14 protein-coding genes are annotated in these 17,195 nt (G+C 72.7%); 7 read left to right on the forward strand and 7 right to left on the reverse strand.

The window, feature by feature from the left end; all coding sequences use genetic code 11:
• Positions 1-10: 10 nt before the first annotated feature.
• The gene (locus tag ACIDOF_RS17785; RefSeq protein WP_409007065.1) at positions 11-1,084 is read left to right on the forward strand and encodes a CapA family protein; all 1,074 of its coding nucleotides are present in this window, start codon (positions 11-13) and stop codon (positions 1,082-1,084) included.
• Between the two features lie 62 nt (positions 1,085-1,146).
• The gene (locus ACIDOF_RS17790; protein WP_409006868.1) at positions 1,147-1,353 is read left to right on the forward strand and encodes a DUF2180 family protein; all 207 of its coding nucleotides are present in this window, start codon (positions 1,147-1,149) and stop codon (positions 1,351-1,353) included.
• A 24-nt stretch (positions 1,354-1,377) separates the two neighbouring features.
• On the opposite strand, the gene ACIDOF_RS17795 is transcribed toward ACIDOF_RS17790, so the two are convergent.
• Positions 1,378-2,316, reverse strand: a complete 939-nt coding sequence (locus ACIDOF_RS17795) for a LysR family transcriptional regulator (RefSeq protein WP_409006869.1) — start codon at positions 2,314-2,316, stop codon at positions 1,378-1,380.
• Between the two features lie 263 nt (positions 2,317-2,579).
• On the opposite strand from ACIDOF_RS17795, the gene ACIDOF_RS17800 reads away from it, so the two are divergent.
• The 5 genes from ACIDOF_RS17800 to ACIDOF_RS17820 all read left to right on the forward strand — a co-directional run bounded on the left by ACIDOF_RS17800 (position 2,580) and on the right by ACIDOF_RS17820 (position 9,058).
• Positions 2,580-3,548, forward strand: coding sequence for an ABC transporter substrate-binding protein (locus ACIDOF_RS17800; RefSeq protein ID WP_409006870.1), 969 nt, complete (start codon positions 2,580-2,582; stop codon positions 3,546-3,548).
• Positions 3,545-4,504, forward strand: coding sequence for an amino acid ABC transporter permease (locus ACIDOF_RS17805; RefSeq protein WP_409006871.1), 960 nt, complete (start codon positions 3,545-3,547; stop codon positions 4,502-4,504). The genes ACIDOF_RS17800 and ACIDOF_RS17805 overlap by 4 nt, the downstream gene beginning before the upstream one ends.
• Complete coding sequence (locus ACIDOF_RS17810; protein WP_409006872.1) at positions 4,501-5,295, forward strand: amino acid ABC transporter ATP-binding protein; 795 nt, start codon at positions 4,501-4,503, stop codon at positions 5,293-5,295. Before ACIDOF_RS17805 ends, ACIDOF_RS17810 begins: the two co-directional genes overlap by 4 nt.
• A 91-nt stretch (positions 5,296-5,386) precedes the next feature.
• Positions 5,387-6,586: an NAD(P)/FAD-dependent oxidoreductase gene (locus tag ACIDOF_RS17815; protein ID WP_409006873.1), complete on the forward strand. Its 1,200-nt coding sequence runs from the start codon at positions 5,387-5,389 to the stop codon at positions 6,584-6,586.
• Positions 6,587-6,778: 192 nt separating this feature from the next.
• Positions 6,779-9,058 (forward strand): right-handed parallel beta-helix repeat-containing protein, encoded by a 2,280-nt coding sequence (locus ACIDOF_RS17820; protein WP_409006874.1) that lies wholly within the window; start codon positions 6,779-6,781, stop codon positions 9,056-9,058.
• Between the two features lie 67 nt (positions 9,059-9,125).
• On the opposite strand, the gene ACIDOF_RS17825 is transcribed toward ACIDOF_RS17820, so the two are convergent.
• From ACIDOF_RS17825 to glyA, 6 genes are read right to left on the reverse strand one after another with little or no spacing between them, the layout of a single operon-like run.
• A complete protein-coding gene (locus tag ACIDOF_RS17825; protein WP_409006875.1) occupies positions 9,126-10,499 on the reverse strand; it encodes an L-serine ammonia-lyase in 1,374 nt (457 codons plus the stop codon).
• Positions 10,499-11,119 (reverse strand): sarcosine oxidase subunit gamma, encoded by a 621-nt coding sequence (locus ACIDOF_RS17830; RefSeq protein ID WP_409006876.1) that lies wholly within the window; start codon positions 11,117-11,119, stop codon positions 10,499-10,501. The genes ACIDOF_RS17825 and ACIDOF_RS17830 overlap by 1 nt, the downstream gene beginning before the upstream one ends.
• Complete coding sequence (locus tag ACIDOF_RS17835) at positions 11,112-14,018, reverse strand: sarcosine oxidase subunit alpha family protein (RefSeq protein WP_409006877.1); 2,907 nt, start codon at positions 14,016-14,018, stop codon at positions 11,112-11,114. The genes ACIDOF_RS17830 and ACIDOF_RS17835 overlap by 8 nt, the downstream gene beginning before the upstream one ends.
• On the reverse strand, positions 14,015-14,311 hold the full coding sequence (locus ACIDOF_RS17840) for a sarcosine oxidase subunit delta (protein ID WP_409006878.1): 297 nt from the start codon (positions 14,309-14,311) through the stop codon (positions 14,015-14,017). Before ACIDOF_RS17840 ends, ACIDOF_RS17835 begins: the two co-directional genes overlap by 4 nt.
• A 20-nt stretch (positions 14,312-14,331) precedes the next feature.
• A complete protein-coding gene (locus ACIDOF_RS17845; RefSeq protein ID WP_409006879.1) occupies positions 14,332-15,552 on the reverse strand; it encodes a sarcosine oxidase subunit beta family protein in 1,221 nt (406 codons plus the stop codon).
• A complete protein-coding gene (gene glyA, locus ACIDOF_RS17850; protein ID WP_409006880.1) occupies positions 15,549-16,865 on the reverse strand; it encodes a serine hydroxymethyltransferase in 1,317 nt (438 codons plus the stop codon). Before glyA ends, ACIDOF_RS17845 begins: the two co-directional genes overlap by 4 nt.
• Positions 16,866-17,195 lie beyond the last annotated feature (330 nt).

Genomic DNA, 17,195 nt, shown 5'->3' on the forward strand with positions numbered 1-17,195 from the left:
CGGCGACGTGATGCTGGGCCGCGGCGTCGACCAGATCCTCCCGCACCCCGGCGACCCCGAGCTGCGCGAGGGCTACGTGCGCGACGCCCGCGACTACGTACGCCTCGCCGAGGAGGCCAACGGGCCCGTGCCGCGCCCCGCCGGATTCGCCTGGCCCTGGGGCGACGCCTTGGAGATCCTCGACGCGGCCGCGCCCGACGCGCGCGTGCTCAACCTGGAGACCTCCGTCACCCGCGCCCGCAGCTTCGCCCTCGGCAAGGCCATCCACTACCGCATGCACCCCGGCAACCTGCCCTGCCTGAGCGCCGTACGGCCCGACGTGTGCGTCCTCGCCAACAACCACGTCCTCGACTTCGGCCGCCGCGGACTCGCCGACACCCTCGACGCCCTCGCCGAGGCCGGACTCCGCACCGCCGGCGCGGGCGAGGACGCGGCCACCGCCGAGCGCCCCGCGACCGTCCCGCTCCCGCCCAGCCACCGGCTCCTGGTCTTCGCCGTCGGCATGCCGTCCAGCGGCGTCCCGTACGACTGGGCGGCCACGGCGGACCGGAGCGGCGTCAGCTTCACGGCCGGGAGGACAGCCGCCGACCGGGCCGAAGTCGCCGCGCGCATACGGGAGTCGAAACACCCCGGCGACCTCGTCGTGGTCTCCGTGCACTGGGGCTCCAACTGGGGGTACGACATCCCCCGCGACCAGATCGCCTTCGCGCACGCCCTGATCGACGCGGGCGCCGACCTCGTCCACGGCCACTCCTCGCACCACCTGCGGCCCGTCGAGTCCTACCGCGGACGGCTCGTCCTGTACGGCTGCGGCGACCTCGTCAACGACTACGAGGGCATCACCGGGTACGAGCGCTACCGCGACGACCTGCGCCTCCTCCACCTCGCCGCCCTCGACCCCGACACCGGGCGCCTCGACCACCTGCGCCTGGTGCCGCTCCTGGCCCGCAGGCTGCGCCTGGAGCGGGCACCGGTCGAGGACGACCAGTGGCTGCGCTCGCTCCTCGACCGCATCTCGGACGGCTTCGCCCCGTGCGTGGTGACCGGCTCGCAGGGCCTGCTGCTGCGCCCCGCCGCCCGCTGACCGCCCGCCCCGCCGTTTGCGGCGCGCCCGCCGGGGCACCCGGGGGCCGGAGAGGTGTGCCCATGAACTGCTACGAATGCGCCCAGCGCGGCGGAACCACGGAGGCCGTGGCCGTCTGCCGCCGCTGCGGAGCCGGGATCTGCCCCGAGCACGTCTACACGGAGACCCAGGAACTCCAGGAGACGGCCAACCCCGGCAAGGTGATGCCCGAGCGACCGGCCCGCCGCCTGACCTGCCCCACGTGCAACGCGGCCGAACAGTCGACCTGACCACCACCGCACGACGCCCCGCCCCTACACGGCCGACGGCAACTCCCCGGCCGCCGCGACCTGTTGCTCTATCCCGGCCGCGGCCGTCCGCAGGACCGTGACCGCCTGGTCGAGGAACGGGTTCGGGTCCCCGGAGCGGCGCACCGCGAACACCCGGCGTACGTGCGTCGGGCCGGCGAGCCGGATCAGGTGCACGTCGTCCGACTTGCTGAGCGCCAGCTCGGGCACGATGGCGACACCCAGACCGTTGCGGACCAGCTCGAACGGCAGGTTGTAGTCGTTCGTGCGGAAGATCACCTCGGGCCGGAAGCCGCCCTCGGCGCAGATGTGGAACAGGCAGCGCGCCGCGTCCGTGTCCTCCCGGTAGCAGATCCACCGCTCCTCGGCCAGGTCACCGACCTGGATCCGCCTGCGCCGGGCGAGCCGGTGCCGGCGGGGGACGAGGACGTACAGCGGCTCCTCCAGGATCAGGGTGCGTTCCAGGTCCGGCGGGTCGTTGCGGGGGACCGTGCCGTACTCGAAGATCACCGCCAGGTCGAGGCGGCCCTCGGCGACGGCGGGCAGCGTGACGGGCGGATCGCCCTCCTCGTAGCGGACGTCGACGTGCGGGCGGTCGCGCAGGAAGTCCGTGAGGACCGCCGGCATCAGCCGGAACCCCGCCGACCAGAAACTCCCGAGGTGCAGCCGCCCCCGCTCGGCCGCCGCGAAGGACCGCATCTCGTCCTCGGCGGCCTCCAGGTCGGCGAGCAACCGGGCGGCCCTGCGGGCGAGTTGGGCGCCCGCGGCGGTGGGCCGGACGCTGCGCGGCGACCGCTCGAACAGGGGCACCCCGAGGGCCCGCTCCACCGCGGCGATCTGCTGGGAGACCGCGGACGGGGAGTAGCCGAGGCGGCGGGCCGCGTCGCGCAGGGAACCGGTGGCGACGACATCGCGGATCGCCTGCAACTGCGTCGGAGTCAGCATCAGCCGAACTTAACAACGCCGCTCATCACCCCACCAGAGCCGGGCGCCACCGAACTCCCCGCAGCCGCCGGACATTTCCCCGAGGCGGACACTCTTCGCAGGTGGGAGCGGTGCCGCCGATAGCGGTGAGCAACAGCTCAACTGAACAACCTGTGCGGCAATGTTCATTGTGACTCATCTTGTGCTGCCGCCGACCCTGGCGCAGATTGATCGGCATCGACCGGCCGGAAACGGGTCGGCCCACCCAGGGAAGGTCAACTGCCATGGACATACGGCTCCCCGGGGCGAGAGCCCGCCGGACGAAGCGCACCGCCGTCGTCGGTACCGCGCTGGCCGCACTGCTTCCCCTGCTCGCCGCGTGCGGCGGAGGTGCGGCGGGTGGGGAGGAGGGCCCCGCGGCCGGCGGCGCCGCCCCCGCGGCCCAGCGCAAGGACGCGAAGCTCGCCGCGCTGCTGCCGAAGAAGGTCCGGGACTCGGGCCGGTTGGTCGTCGCGGAGGGTGACGACTACCCGCCGCTCGTCTCCCTGGGCGAGGACAACAAGACGCTCGTCGGCGTCGAACCCGAGCTGATGCGGGCCATCGGCCAAGTCCTGGGCGTCGACGTCAAGTTCTCCACGGCCAGCTTCGACAGCATCATCGGCGGCGTCCAGTCCCGCCGCTACGACCTCGCCATCCAGGCCATGCTCGACAAGCCGGAACGCCGCCGGCACGTCACGTTCGTCGACTACTTCAGGACCAGCAGCTCCCTCCTCGTGCAGGAGAAGGACGCCGGCGCTGTGAAGTCCCTCGGCGACCTGTGCGGCCGTACCGCCGCCGTCGAGAAGGGCACCGCCCAGGTCGAGGACGTCGAGGCGCAGGCGAAGAAGTGCAAGGCCGCCGGGAAGCCCGCCGCGAAGGCGCTGGTGTTCCCCGACTCGGTCGGCTGCTTCCAGGCCCTGTCCACCGGCCGCGCCACCGCGTTCGTCGGCGGCACCCCCACCGTCGCGTACCAGGCGAAGCAGTCGAACGGCCGCCTCCGGCAGGTCGGCGAGCCGTACAACTTCCTGCCGTACGGGATCCTCGTGAACAAGCAGGACGAGCAGCTCGTCGACGCCGTGCAGCAGGCCCTGCAGAAGGTCATCGACAACGGCGCGTACGCGAAGATCCTCAAGCGCTGGGGCGTCGAGTCCGGGGCCGTGGAGCGTGCCACCGTGAACGGCGAGGGCGCCGAGGACGGCGGCAGCGCGGCATGAGCGAGTCCACGCTGCCCACCACCCGCGTGCACAAGTCCGAGGCGCCGGGCGGCCGTCGGGAGATCGACGCCGTCCCGCTGCGCCGCCCCGGCCGCTGGGCCGCGTCCGCGGTGCTCGTGTTCCTCCTGGTCTTCCTCGTCCAGGGCTGGGCCGCCAACGAGCGGATGCAGTGGGCCACGGTCGGCGAGCACCTCTTCGCCCCCGTCGTCCTCGAAGGCCTCGCCACCACCCTCTGGCTGACGGCCGCCGCCATGGCGATCGGCGTCGTCGGCGGCGTGCTGCTCGCCGTGCTGCGCCGCTCCGACAACCCCCTGCTGTCCAGGCTGAGTTGGGCCTACATCTGGGCGTTCCGCGGCACCCCGCTCCTGGTCCAGCTGCTGTTCTGGTACTTCCTCGCCGCGATCGTCCCGAACATCGGGCTCGGCGTGCCGTGGGGCCCGACGTTCGTCGAGTTCGAGACCAACCAGCTGATCACGCAGACCTCCGCCGCCCTCCTCGGCCTCGGCCTGCACGAGGCCGCGTACATGGCGGAGATCGTCCGCTCCGGCATCGCCTCCGTCGACGAGGGCCAGACGGAGGCCGCGGGCGCCCTCGGCATGACCCGCCGGCAGACTCTGCGCCGGATCGTGCTTCCGCAGGCGCTGCGCATCATCATCCCGCCCACCGGCAACCAGGTGATCTCCATGCTGAAGACCACCTCCCTGGTCTCCGTGATCGCCGTGCCCGAACTCCTCACCTCCATCCAGGCCATCTACTCCCGCAACTTCCAGCAGATCCCGCTGCTCACCGTGGCCTGCGCCTGGTACCTGCTCGCCGTGTCGGTGCTCAGCGTCGGCCAGTTCTACCTGGAACGCCGGTACGGACGCGGGTCGAGCCGCGACCTGCCGTCCACACCCCTGCAGCGCCTGCGCACCGCCCTCGCCGCCCGCCGCCCCGCACCCTCGGAGAACCGATGACGACCACCGCGGCCCCCGAGGCGCACACCGGCACCCTCGTCGTACGCGCCGAGGGCGTGCACAAGAGCTTCGGCCGCACCGAGGTCCTCAAGGGCATCGACCTCACCGTCTCCGCGGGCGAGGTGATGTGCCTCGTCGGCCCCTCCGGCTCCGGCAAGTCGACGTTCCTGCGCTGCATCAACCGCCTGGAGACCATCGACGCGGGCCGCCTCTACGTACGGGATCAGCTCATCGGGTACGCGGAGCGCGGCGGCCGGGTGCACGAGCTGTCCGACGCCGCCGTGGCCCGGCAGCGGCGCGGCATCGGCATGGTCTTCCAGCGGTTCAACCTGTTCCCGCACATGACGGCCCTGGAGAACGTCATGGAAGCCCCCGTCCAGGTCCAGAAGGAGCCCAAGGCCGAGGCCCGGGAGCGCGCCGCCGGCCTGCTCGACCGGGTCGGGCTGGCCGCCCGCGCCCATGCCTACCCGGCGCAGCTCTCCGGCGGACAGCAGCAACGCGTCGCCATCGCACGGGCGTTGGCGATGCGGCCCGAGCTGATGCTCTTCGACGAGCCCACGTCGGCGCTCGACCCGGAGCTGGTCGGCGAGGTCCTCGACGTGATGCGCGGCCTCGCCCGGGACGGCATGACGATGATCGTCGTCACCCACGAGATGGGCTTCGCCCGCGAGGTCGGCGACTCCCTCGTGTTCATGGACGGCGGCGTGGTCGTGGAGTCCGGCCGCCCGGCCGACGTGCTCGGCGACCCGCGCCACGAGCGCACCCGGGCCTTCCTCGGCAAGGTCCACTGAGCCAACCCGGATCCCGCACCGGCAAGGCCACTGAGCCGGCCTGCCTCCCTCACCTCTCCTTTCACTCGTACCGCAAAGGAACAACACCCCCATGCCTCGTGTCCTCGTGCTCGGAGCCGGTGTGCTCGGCGCGTCCGTCGCGCAGCAACTGGCCGCCGCGGGCGCCGACGTCACCGTGATCGAGGCCGGCGGCCCGGCCGCCGGCACGTCCAGCGCCACGTTCTCCATCGACGTCACCCACCTCAAGACCCCGTACGCCTACTACGAGTTGAACCGGCGCAGCGCCGAACTCCACCTGGAACTCGGCGCGGAGCTGGGCGGGGCCGACTGGCGCCACCCGGTGCCGCTCGTCCAGTGGGGCCACACCGAGCAGGAGCAGCAGATCATCCGGGACCGCGCGGAGCGGCTCCGCGGCTGGGGCCACGCCTGCGCCTCCGCCGACCCCGCCGAACTGGTCCGGCTCGCCCCCGGCGCCGACCCGGACGCCTGCCGCGCGGACGAACTCGTCGTCCACGAGCACGCGTCCTGGTACGACGCCCCGCTGTTCACCCGCCGCCTCCTGGACCGCGCGGCGATGGACGGCGCCGACATCCGGTACGGGCTGCGGGTCACCGGAGTGCTCCGCTCCGGCGACCGGGTCACCGGCGTACGCGCGGAGGGCCGCCGCTTCGAGGCCGACTGGGTGGTCAACTGCGCGGGCCCCGACGCCGGCCGCATCGCCCAACTCGCGGGCGGAGCCCTGCCGTTGAACCGGGTGCCAGGGCTGGTCGGGGAGAGCACGAGGCTGCCCGAGGGGCAGCGGCTCGGCGCGATCCTCGCCACCCCGGGCGTCGACCTGCGCCCCGCACCCGACGGCCGTGTCGTCTCCATCTCGTGGCCCGTCGACGCGCTGCTGCCGACGGACGGGGCCGGGACGGAGGACACGGACCAGGGCGGGGCGCCGGGGGAGCGGCGGAGGCCCGACCCGGCCCTGGAGCGCGAACTCCACCGGCTGGGCCGCGCCGTGTACGCCCCGCTGAGGACGGCCGAGATGGCGGGCGTACGGCTCGGTGTGCGCCCGGTCCCGGCGGACGGCCTGCCCCTCGTGGGCTGCGCGGAGGCCACGCCCGGCCTGTACACCCTGGTCACCCACAGCGGCGTCACCCTCGCCCCCGTGCTCGGCCGCCTCGCCGCCCGGGAACTCATCACGTCCCGCCCGGCCCCCGAGCTGGCGGCGTACCGCCCGGACCGCACTCCGGCGAGCGGCGTCCTCGACGAGAGCGTGCAGGTGATGAGCGGGGCGGGGGCCTGAGGCTCAACTCCCTTCCCGTAGGCCAGAGATAGGAGGTCTGTCCGGGCTATCCGGGTAACTGGCCGGGGCGTGGCGCCGTCCCGGCCACTTTCATCGGACCCATTGACGTCTCAGAAACCGCTTACTAGCTTGCGGGCGCGCGACCTGAGTGACCGATCCAGGTTCGGTCACCCGACCGGAAGGCGGCACCGCATGAGACGCCACCCACCGAGGCCCCGCACCCCCGCACGCACCCGCACCCCCGCACCCACCGCCCCACGCGCCGCCGCACGCGCCCGAGCCCTGGCCGTGGGGGCCGCGCTCGCCGGGTTGCTCGCCGCACTCCTGCCCGTCGCGACCGCGCAGGCCGAACCCGCCCGCACCCTCCACGCCGCCCCCGACGGCCGCGGCGAAGCGTGCACCGACGACGCGCCCTGCTCCCTCGAAGGCGTACGGGACAAGGCCCGCGGCGAGACCGGGGACGTGCGGATTCTGCTCGCGGGCGGCACGTACGAGCTGGACCGGCCGCTGCGCCTCGGGCCCGAGGACTCGGGGCGCGACGGCCGCACCGTCACCTGGTCGGCGGCGCCCGGCGCGCGGCCCGTGCTGTCCGGCGGACGGGAACTGACCGGCTGGACGCCCGGCGCCGACGGCACATGGACGGCGAAGGCGCCCGAGGGAGTGACCCCGCGTCAGCTCTTCGTGGACGGCGAACGGGCTGTGCGCGCAAGGGGCGAGGCCTGTCCGGCGAGCGTGTGCGACGCGACGAAGGAGGGCATGAGCGGGGCCCGTGCCACCGGGATCGCCGACTGGCGGCGGCCCACCGACGCCGAGGCGGTCATCCGGGTGCGCTGGCGCAACTACCACTGCCGGATCGACGCGGTCAGCGGCGACACCCTCACCTTCGCCCAGCCCTGCTGGGGCAACTCGTCCGGCGGCACCGAACGCACCGGCCCCGCCTGGGACACCACCACCGTCGACTCCACCCGCTACAGCGGCGTCGCCTTCTTCGAGAACGCGCCCGAACTCATCGACGAACCAGGCGAGTTCGTGTGGGACTCGCAGGCGCGCACGGTCACGTACCTGCCGCGCGCGGGCGAGGATCCGCGCACCGCCCGCTTCGTCACCCCGCACACCGAGCAACTCCTCGTCCTGGACGGGGTGCACGACGTGACGCTGCGCGGCCTCGGCTTCGCCCACGCCGCGTACCGGCAGCCCGACACCGACGAGGGGTACGCGGGCACCCAGGCCGGACTCACCCTCACCGGCGCGACCGGCCCGGTCGACCACGCCGGCCGGTACTACACCAAACCGTCGGCGGCCCTCACGGTCCGCGGCGGACGCCAAGTCACCGTCGAACGGGCCGAGTTCAGCCGCCTGGGCGGTGCCGGGGTGATCCTGGAGGGCGGCACGAAGGACTCGACGGTCAGCCGGTCCTCGTTCACCGACCTGTCCTCCGGGGCGGTGTACGTGGGCGACACCGAGCCGCTGCCGGAGAGCGACCTGGTCGGCGAGCGCAACACCGTCGCGTACAACACGATCCGGGACACCGGCGTCGAGTACACCGACTCGGTGGGCGTATGGGCGGGCTACGAACGGGAGTTGACGGTCGATCACAACACCCTGGACCGGCTGCCCTACTCGGGGATCTCCGTCGGCTGGGGCTGGAACCAGCCCGAGGCGCGCACCTCCGTGCTGCGCGACAACCGCATCACCGCCAACCGCATCACCCGCGTCATGGAGGTCGACCGGGAGCAGCACGACGGCGGCGCGATCTACACCCAGGGCGACCAGCCCGGCACCGTGATCTCCGGCAACTACATCAACCGTTCCGCGTACGGCAACACCGAGCGCGACGGCAACGGCGTGTACCTCGACGAGCAGTCCTCGCACATCCGCGTCGAGGGCAACGTCGTCACCCGCGTCGGCTACAAGTGGGTGTCCAACTGGGCGAGTTACGGCATCGAGAACACCGCCCGCGGTAACTGGACCGACACCGCGGCGCCCGCCCTCAGCGGCCGGGGATCGGTGATGACGGACAACCGGACCGGGCTCGACCGGCTCCCCGCCGAGGCCGTCGAGGTGGCCGCCGCGGCGGGCGCGGACGGCGGCCCGGTGGAGGCCCTGGAGACCGACCTCGCCCGCACCGGCACCGTGACCCAGTCCTCCACGGACGGCACCGCCACGGCGGACCGCGCGGTCGACGGCGACACCACGACCGACACCCGCACCCTCGCCGAGCCGGGCGCGTGGTGGCAGGTCGACCTGGGGGAGGTGCGCAAGGTGCGGTCGGTGGAGGTCTGGAACAACGCGTCGATGACCACGGCCGGCTTCGACGTGATCACCGACTCCGGCACCGTCCACGTCCCCGGCAAGGCCCTGCGGCCGACCCTCGTCGAGCTCGACGACGACACCCGCACCCGGTACGTCAAGATCCGCCTCACGGGCACGGGCACGGGCCGCGTCGCGCTCTCCCACGTGCTGGTGCACTAGCACGGCCGGGCGTGCAGGTTCCCCGCCCTGAACGGAACCTGCACGCCCAGCCCTCCGGCCGTGGCCCTCAGCACTCGATGACGTTGACCGCCAGCCCGCCTCGGGCCGTCTCCTTGTACTTGTCCTTCATGTCCCGGCCGGTGTCCCGCATCGTCTTGATCGCCTTGTCGAGGGTCACCTTGTGGGTGCCGTCCCCGGCGAGCGCCAGGCGGGCCGCGTTGATCGCCTTCACGGAGGCGACCGCGTTCCGTTCGATGCACGGGATCTGCACGAGCCCGCCGACCGGGTCGCAGGTCAGTCCGAGGTTGTGCTCGATGCCGACCTCCGCCGCGTTCTCCACCTGCGCGGGCGTGCCGCCGAGCACCTCGCAGAGCGCGCCCGCCGCCATCGCGCAGGCCGAGCCGACCTCGCCCTGGCAGCCGACCTCCGCGCCGGAGATCGACGCGTTCTGCTTGAAGAGGATGCCGATCGCGGCGGCCGTGAGCAGGAACCGCACCACGCCCTCGTCGTTCGCGCCGGGCACGAACCGCACGTAGTAGTGCAGGACCGCCGGGATGATGCCGGCCGCGCCGTTGGTGGGCGCGGTGACGATCCGGCCGCCGGAGGCGTTCTCCTCGTTCACGGCCAGGGCGAACAGGTTCACCCAGTCCATGACGTGCAGCGGGTCCCGCGCCTCCGCGTCCGCGCTCAGCTCCCGGTAGAGCCCGGGCGCCCGGCGCGGTACGCGGAGCCCGCCCGGCAGGACGCCCTCGCGCCGGCAGCCGCGGTCCACGCAGTCCCGCATCACCGACCAGAGGTGGAGCAGGCCCGCCCGGGTCTCGTCCGCGTCCCGCCAGGCCCCCTCGTTGGCGAGCATGACGTCGCTGATGGAGAGGCCCTCGCGGGTGCAGAGTTCGAGCAGCTCGCCCGCCGTGCCGAACGGGAAGCGCACCGCCGTGGTGTCCTCCACGACCCGGTCGGCGCCGGTGGCCGACTCGTCGACGACGAAGCCGCCGCCCACCGAGTAGTACGTCCGCGCGGCCAGCTCACGGCCGTCCGCGTCGAGCGCCCGGAACGTCATGCCGTTGGGGTGCGCGGGCAGTGACTTGCGCCGGTGCAGCACCAGGTCCGCGTCGGCGTCGAAGCCGACCGGGTGCTTGCCGCCGAGCAGCAGCCGCCCCTCGGCCCGTACCTGGGCCACCCGGTCGTCGGACCGCTCGGTGTCCACGGTGGCGGGGTCCTCGCCCTCCAGGCCGAGCACGACCGCCTTGTCGGAGCCGTGCCCGTGGCCCGTCGCGCCCAGGGAGCCGTACAACTCGGCCCGGACGCGGGCCACTTGGGCGAGGAGCCCGTCGTCCTCCAGGATCCCGACGAAGCGCCGGGCCGCCCGCATCGGCCCCACCGTGTGCGAGGAGGAGGGGCCGATGCCGACCGAGTACAGGTCGAACGCGCTGAGCGCCATCAGGTCACCTCGGGCTGCGCGTACTCGTCGATGGCGTCGAGCAGCCAGCGCGCGAGGTAGTCGGCGAACGAGGACCGCGGGAACAGCCGGTACGAGGGCGCCTCGTCGGTCTGCCACAGGATCACCGGAACGGGGCCGACCTGCGTCGACACCGCCTGCCCCGGCTCGAAGGCCCGCGGGTGCAGATCGAGAGAGCAGCCCTTCTCCAGCACCTCGCGAGCCATCGGCCCGGACAGCTCAAGGGTGGTGCGGTTGGCCGAGACGTCCACGACCGAACCCGGGTCGCCGCCCAGCGCCTCCGCCAACTCGGCCGTCAGCAGCGGGTGTTCGGCCTGCGACACGACCAGCCATTCGTCGGGGCCGAGCCACAGCACGGTGTGCGGCCCGGCCGTGGCGGTCGCGCCGCAGGCGCGGGGGAGGGCCGTCCCGAGGGCCTTCTCGATCCGGGCCGCGGCCTCCGACGCCGGGTCGACGCGGACGCTCACCATCGTGATGTACGGCCACTCGCTGAGGGAGACGCCACGGGGACCCGTGATCGTCGCGGCGCGCAGCCGCTCCTCCAGGTGGGCGAGCGGGCTGCGGCGCAGCAGCGCCGGTCCCGCGGTGGTCGGCTCAGCCATCGCGCTTGGTCCCTTCGGGGTCGTAGAGGACGGAGTCGGCGACCAGGCAGGGCACCAGGTCGTCGCCCACGGGGGCGAGCACGGTCTCGCCGATCCGGTTGCGCCCGTCGGCCACCAGCGCGAGCGCGAAGGGGCGGCCGAGGGCCTCGCTGTGATAGCTGGACGTGACATGCCCGAGCATCGGCACCGGCCCCTGATCGGGCGTCAACGGCACACCTTCGGCGACGAGTTGGGACCCCTCGGGCAGGCGTGTCGTCCCGTCCGCGGGCAGCAGGCCGACCAGGTGCTTGCGGTCGGTGCGGGCGGTGTCGGGGCGGGTGAAGGAGCGGTTGCCGACGAAGTCCTTGCGCTTCGACACCACCCAGTCCATGCCCGCGTCCTGCGGCGTGACGGTGCCGTCGGTGTCCTGGCCGACGATGATGAAGCCCTTCTCGGCCCGCAGCACGTGCATGGTCTCGGTGCCGTACGGAGTGATGTCGTACGGCCGGCCGACCGCGTCGACCTCCTCCCACACGCTGAGCCCGTACCAGGAGGCCACATTGATCTCGAAGGCCAGCTCGCCGGAGAACGAGATGCGGCAGATCCGCGCCGGGATGCCGGAGGCGAGCGTCGTCTCGCGGAACGCCATGAACGGGAACGCCTCGTTGGACACGTCCAGGTCCGGGGCGAGTTGGGCGATCACCTCGCGGGACTTCGGCCCGACCACGGCGATCGTCGACCACTGCTCGGTGACCGAGGTGCAGTGCACGTCGAGCTCGGGCCACTCGGTCTGCAGCCACTCCTCCAGCCAGTCCAGGACGTTCGCCGCGCCGCCGGTCGTGGTGGTCATGAAGTAGCGGTTCTCGTCGACGCGGAGCGTCACACCGTCGTCGAAGATCATGCCGTCCGGCTTGCACATCACGCCGTAGCGGGCCATGCCGGGCTTCAGCTTCAGAAACGCGTTGGTGTAGATGCGGTTCAGGAACTCGCCCGCGTCCGCGCCCCAGATCTCGATCTTGCCGAGCGTGGACGCGTCCATGAACGCCACACCCTCGCGGGCCGCACGGCACTCGCGCGCCACCGCCCGGTCCATGTCCTCGCCGGGCCGCGGGTAGTACCAGGGCCGCTTCCACTGGCCGACGTCCTCGAACTCGGCGCCGTTCGCCACATGCCAGGAGTGGATCGACGTGGTCCGCTCCGGGTCGAACAGCTCGCCCCGCTCCCGGCCCGCCAGCGCGGCGAAGGCGACCGGGGTGTACGGGGCGCGGTACGCGGTCGTGCCGATCTCGCCGGGCGAGGCGCCCGCGCCGAGCGCCTCGGCGATCACGCCGATCGCGTTGACGCCGGAGGTCTTGCCCTGGTCGTTGGCCGTGCCGAGCGAGGTGTACCGCTTGACGTGCTCGACGCTGCGCATCCCGGCACCGGTGGAGCGCCACACGTCGGCGACGGTCACGTCCCGCTGGTGGTCCACGAAGTGCGTGTCCCACGTACCCGGGTCGCCGCCCGCGAGCGCGGGCACCAGCCACACGGCCCGGGTCGGCGCGACCGGCCGGCGCACCTCGTCGGCCGGCGGCACCGGCACCTCGAACCCGGCCTCCGTCGCGGCCACCGCACCCGCACGGGCACCCTCGCCCAGACAGCCGTCCAGGTCGTACGTGCCCCGGGCCGCGCCCACGACCTGCTGGTCCCGGACGGCCGCGTCGGGCACGAACGCCACGAGCTCGTCGTCCCAGCGCAGCTTGCCCTGCCGCTGCGAGTGCAGGTGCACCACGGGGCTCCAGCCGCCGGACACCGCGAGCAGGTCGCACGCCAACTCCTCGGCGGCGCCGGTGAGTTCACCGTCGGCGTCCAGGCCCTGCACGGTGACGGAGGTGATCCGCTCCCAGCCCGCGGTGTCGGCCACCGCGCTGCCCGTCAGGATCCGCACCCCCGTCTCCACCGCCGACTCGGCGGCCCGCGCGCTCAGTTCGGGCCGCGCGTCCACCACGGCGGCGACCTCGACCCCGGCGGCGAGCAGATCGGCGACCGTGTCGTACGCGCTGTCGTTGGTGGTCGCCACCACGGCACGCGAACCCGGCGCCACCGCATAGCGGTTGAGGTACGTGCGCACCGCGCCCGCGAGCATCACCCCGGGCCGGTCGTTGCCCGCGAACACCAGCGGCCGCTCGTGCGCGCCGGTCGCGAGGACCACCTGCCGGGCCCGGATGTGCCACAGGCGCTGCCGGGACACGCCCGCGGGCGCCGCGGCCCCCAGGTGGTCGGTGCGCTTCTGCAGCGCCAGGACGTAGTTGTCGTCGTAGCTGCCGAAGGCCGTGGTGCGGGGGAGCACCGTCACCTCGGGTGCGGCGTGCAGGGCCGCGCGGACGTCGGCGACCCAGTCGAGCGCGGGCTGCGACGCGACGGTCTCGCCGCGGCCGGCGAGCAGCGAACCGCCCGGCTCCGGCTGGTCGTCGACGAGGATCACCCGCGCCCCGGAATCGGCGGCAGCGGCGGCGGCCGCGAGTCCGGCCGGGCCCGCGCCGACCACCAGGACGTCGGTGTGCACGTACTTCTTGTCGTACACCGAGGTGTCGGGGGTGGGGTCGAGCACGCCCATGCCGGAGAGCGTGGTGGCCGTCAGGCCGTCGTACAGCTCGACCGCGGTCGCGGGCAGCATGCCCTCGGAGCAGTGGCCGTCCACCTGGATCAGCGCGTTGGACTCCTCGACCCCGGCGGCGACGATGCCGCGCGGCCGGCCCCGGTACAGGGACGGGGCGACGTTCACGACGCCGTTGGCGAGCATGGCCGAGGCCACGGTGTCACCGGGGTGACCGGTCAACTCCCGGCCGTCCACGGTGAAGCGGAGGACGGCGGAGCGGTCGACGCGGCCGCCGCCGGGCAGTCGGCGGGACTGCTCGAAGGGGGTGTTCTGCTCGGTCATCGGGGACCTCCGGCCTGGGCTGCGGCGGGGCGGGGCTCGTCGAGCCGGTAGGAGGCGAGCACCTCGTTGGTGACGGTGTCGCGCACGACGTTGAACCAGCGGCGGCAGCCGACGCTGTGCATCCAGCGCTCGGCGTACGGGCCCTTGGTGTTGTCGCGGTAGAAGACGTACTCGGCCCACTGCCGGTCGTCCAGGTCGGCGGGGTTGCCCGGGTAGGGGACGTGGGCCTGGCCGCCGTAGTGGTACTCGGTCTCGTCACGCGGCCCGCACCAGGGGCAGCTGATCAGCAGCACGGGTCTGCTCCTCTCGGGCTTCAGTGGGCCACGGCGGCGGCGCCGTGCTCGTCGATCAGGGCGCCCGAGGTGAACCGGTCGAGCGCGAACGGGGCGTTGAGGGGGTGCGGCTCGCCGGTCGCGATGGTGTGGGCGAACGTCCAGCCGGCGGCCGGTGTGCCCTTGAAACCGCCCGTGCCCCAACCGCAGTTGACGTACAGGTTCTCCACCTCGGTGGTCGAGATGATCGGCGACGCGTCCGGCGTGGTGTCGACGATGCCGCCCCACGTCCGCAGCACGTGCGCCCGCGCGAAGATCGGGAACAGCTCGACGGCGGCGGCCATCTGATGCTCGATCACATGGAAGGAGCCGCGCTGCCCGTATCCGTTGTACGAGTCGACGCCCGCGCCCATCACCAGCTCGCCCTTGTGCGCCTGCGAGACGTACACGTGCACGTGGTTGGACATCACGACCGTCGGGTGCACCGGCTCGTGCAGCTCCGAGACGAGCGCCTGCAGCGGGTGCGACTGGATCGGCAGCCGGACGCCCGCCTTCTCGGCGAGGACGCTGCTGTGCCCGGCGGCGGCGAGCGCGACCCGGCCCGCGTTGATGCGGCCCCGGTTGGTCTCGACGCCGACGACCCGGTTGCCGTCCTTGACGAAGCCGGTCACCTCACAGCCCTGGATCAGGTCCACGCCCATCTCGTCCGCGCGCCGGGCGAGCGCCCAGGCCACGTGGTCGTGCTTGGCGATGCCGGCCCGCGGCTGGTAGGTGGCGCCGAGCACCGGGTAGCGGGTGTCGGAGGACACGTTGAGGATCGGGCAGACCTTCGCGACCTCGTCCGGCTCCAGCCACTCCGCGTCCACGCCGTTCAGCTTGTTGGCGTTGACGCGGCGCACGCTCTCCCGTACGTCCTGCAGGGTGTGCGCCAGGTTGAGCACGCCGCGCTGGCTGAACAGGAAGTCGTAGTCCAGCTCCTCCGGCAGGCCCTCCCACAGCTTCAGCGCGTGCTCGTAGATCGCCGCGCTCTCGTCCCACAGGTAGTTGGACCGGATGATCGTGGTGTTGCGGGCCATGTTGCCGCCGGCCAGCCAGCCCTTCTCCAGGACGGCGACGTTGGTGATGCCGTGCACCTTCGCGAGGTAGTAGGCGGTGGCGAGCCCGTGCCCGCCCGCGCCGACGATGATCACGTCGTACGAGGAGCGCGGCTCGGGGTTGCGCCAGAGCCAGTCGGGGTGCTCCGGCAGCGACTGCGTGGTCATGCCGCTTCTCCGTTCAGGTGCGGGTAGAGGGGGAAGGCGAAGGCGAGCTTCTCGACGCGCTCGCGCAGCAGCGCCGCCCGCTCGTCGGTGAACTGCTCGTCCTTGAGCGCCTGCGCGATGACGTCGGCGACCTCGCGGAACTGCTCGTCGCCGAAGCCGCGGGTGGCGAGCGCCGGGGTGCCGATGCGCAGGCCCGAGGAGACCATCGGCGGCCGCGGGTCGAAGGGCACCGCGTTCCGGTTGACGGTGATGCCGATGCGGTGCAGCCGGTCCTCGGCCTGCTGCCCGTCGAGCGTCGAGTTCCGCAGGTCGACCAGGACCAGGTGGACCTCGGTGCCGCCGGTGAGGACGGTGATGCCCGCCTCGGCCACGTCGTCGGCGAGCAGCCGCCCGGCGAGGATGCGGGCGCCGTCGAGGGTGCGCTGCTGCCGCTCGCGGAACGCGTCGCTCGCCGCGACCTTGAACGCCACCGCCTTCGCCGCGATCACATGCTCCAGGGGGCCGCCCTGCTGGCCGGGGAACACCGCCGAGTTGATCTTCTTGGCGAGCTCGGCCCGGCTGAGGATCACCCCGCCGCGCGGCCCGCCGAGCGTCTTGTGCGTGGTCGTGGTGACGACGTCCGCGTACGGGACGGGATTCGGGTGCAGCCCTGCGGCCACGAGCCCCGCGAAGTGCGCCATGTCGACCATCAGATACGCGCCGACCTCGTCCGCGATCCGCCGGAACGCCGCGAAGTCGAGCCGCCGCGGGTAGGCCGACCAGCCGGCGACGATCAGCTTCGGCCGGTGCGTGCGCGCCAGCTCGGCGACCTCGTCCATGTCGACCCGCAGATCCGACTCGCCGACGTGGTACGGGACCACGTTGTAGAGCTTGCCGGAGTAGTTGATCTTCATGCCGTGCGTGAGGTGCCCGCCGTGTGCGAGGTCGAGCCCGAGGATCGTGTCGCCCGGGTTCAGCAGGGCGAACATCGCGGCCGCGTTGGCCTGCGCGCCGGAGTGCGGCTGGACGTTGGCCGCCTCGGCGCCGAACAGCGCCTTGACCCGCTCGATCGCCAACTGCTCGACGACGTCGACGTGTTCGCAACCGCCGTAGTAGCGGCGGCCCGGGTAGCCCTCCGCGTACTTGTTGGTGAGGACCGAGCCCTGCGCCTCCATGACGGCCGCCGGAGCGAAGTTCTCCGAGGCGATCATCTCGAGGGTGGACTGCTGGCGGTGCAGTTCCTGGGAGACCGCCGCGGCGACCTCCGGGTCCAGGCCGTTCAGGGGGAGGGAGAGAAGAGCTCCGTCATCGGTCACCGACGGATTCGCTGCCATGCCGAACACCACCTTCGAACCACTGGGAAGCATTAATATGTGACTGATATATCAGCGCTTCCAGGAAGGTAGGCCCCGTCGCCGTGACGGGTCAAGGGGTTGTCCGCAGCGAGTGCGGGGCGGCTTTCCGGGGCGCTGATCGCGGGGCCTTGACCGCCGCCCGGACCGGGCATACCTTGCGAGCGGAACTGATATATCAATCGCCTGGCAGACCTCGCGGCCGCTCGCGACGATCGCGCCAAGTCCCGCGCGAACCGGTCCCGTTGATGCACTCTGTACGCAAACCGAATAGCTCGTACGTAAACCGATTTGCCCGTACGCAATCCGACA

Origin of the sequence: Streptomyces sp. Da 82-17 (assembly GCF_046098215.1) — a bacterium.
Lineage (GTDB): Bacteria > Actinomycetota > Actinomycetes > Streptomycetales > Streptomycetaceae > Streptomyces.

What these genes read in the sequence shown, in the direction of transcription:
- ACIDOF_RS17785 (WP_409007065.1), top strand. Translation starts at nt 11, where the DNA reads ATGCTGGGCCGCGGCGTCGACCAGATCCTCCCGCACCCCGGCGACCCC.
- ACIDOF_RS17790 (WP_409006868.1), top strand. Translation starts at nt 1,147, where the DNA reads ATGAACTGCTACGAATGCGCCCAGCGCGGCGGAACCACGGAGGCCGTG.
- ACIDOF_RS17795 (WP_409006869.1), bottom strand. Translation starts at nt 2,316, where the DNA reads ATGCTGACTCCGACGCAGTTGCAGGCGATCCGCGATGTCGTCGCCACC.
- ACIDOF_RS17800 (WP_409006870.1), top strand. Translation starts at nt 2,580, where the DNA reads ATGGACATACGGCTCCCCGGGGCGAGAGCCCGCCGGACGAAGCGCACC.
- ACIDOF_RS17805 (WP_409006871.1), top strand. Translation starts at nt 3,545, where the DNA reads ATGAGCGAGTCCACGCTGCCCACCACCCGCGTGCACAAGTCCGAGGCG.
- ACIDOF_RS17810 (WP_409006872.1), top strand. Translation starts at nt 4,501, where the DNA reads ATGACGACCACCGCGGCCCCCGAGGCGCACACCGGCACCCTCGTCGTA.
- ACIDOF_RS17815 (WP_409006873.1), top strand. Translation starts at nt 5,387, where the DNA reads ATGCCTCGTGTCCTCGTGCTCGGAGCCGGTGTGCTCGGCGCGTCCGTC.
- ACIDOF_RS17820 (WP_409006874.1), top strand. Translation starts at nt 6,779, where the DNA reads ATGAGACGCCACCCACCGAGGCCCCGCACCCCCGCACGCACCCGCACC.
- ACIDOF_RS17825 (WP_409006875.1), bottom strand. Translation starts at nt 10,499, where the DNA reads ATGGCGCTCAGCGCGTTCGACCTGTACTCGGTCGGCATCGGCCCCTCC.
- ACIDOF_RS17830 (WP_409006876.1), bottom strand. Translation starts at nt 11,119, where the DNA reads ATGGCTGAGCCGACCACCGCGGGACCGGCGCTGCTGCGCCGCAGCCCG.
- ACIDOF_RS17835 (WP_409006877.1), bottom strand. Translation starts at nt 14,018, where the DNA reads ATGACCGAGCAGAACACCCCCTTCGAGCAGTCCCGCCGACTGCCCGGC.
- ACIDOF_RS17845 (WP_409006879.1), bottom strand. Translation starts at nt 15,552, where the DNA reads ATGACCACGCAGTCGCTGCCGGAGCACCCCGACTGGCTCTGGCGCAAC.
- glyA (WP_409006880.1), bottom strand. Translation starts at nt 16,865, where the DNA reads ATGGCAGCGAATCCGTCGGTGACCGATGACGGAGCTCTTCTCTCCCTC.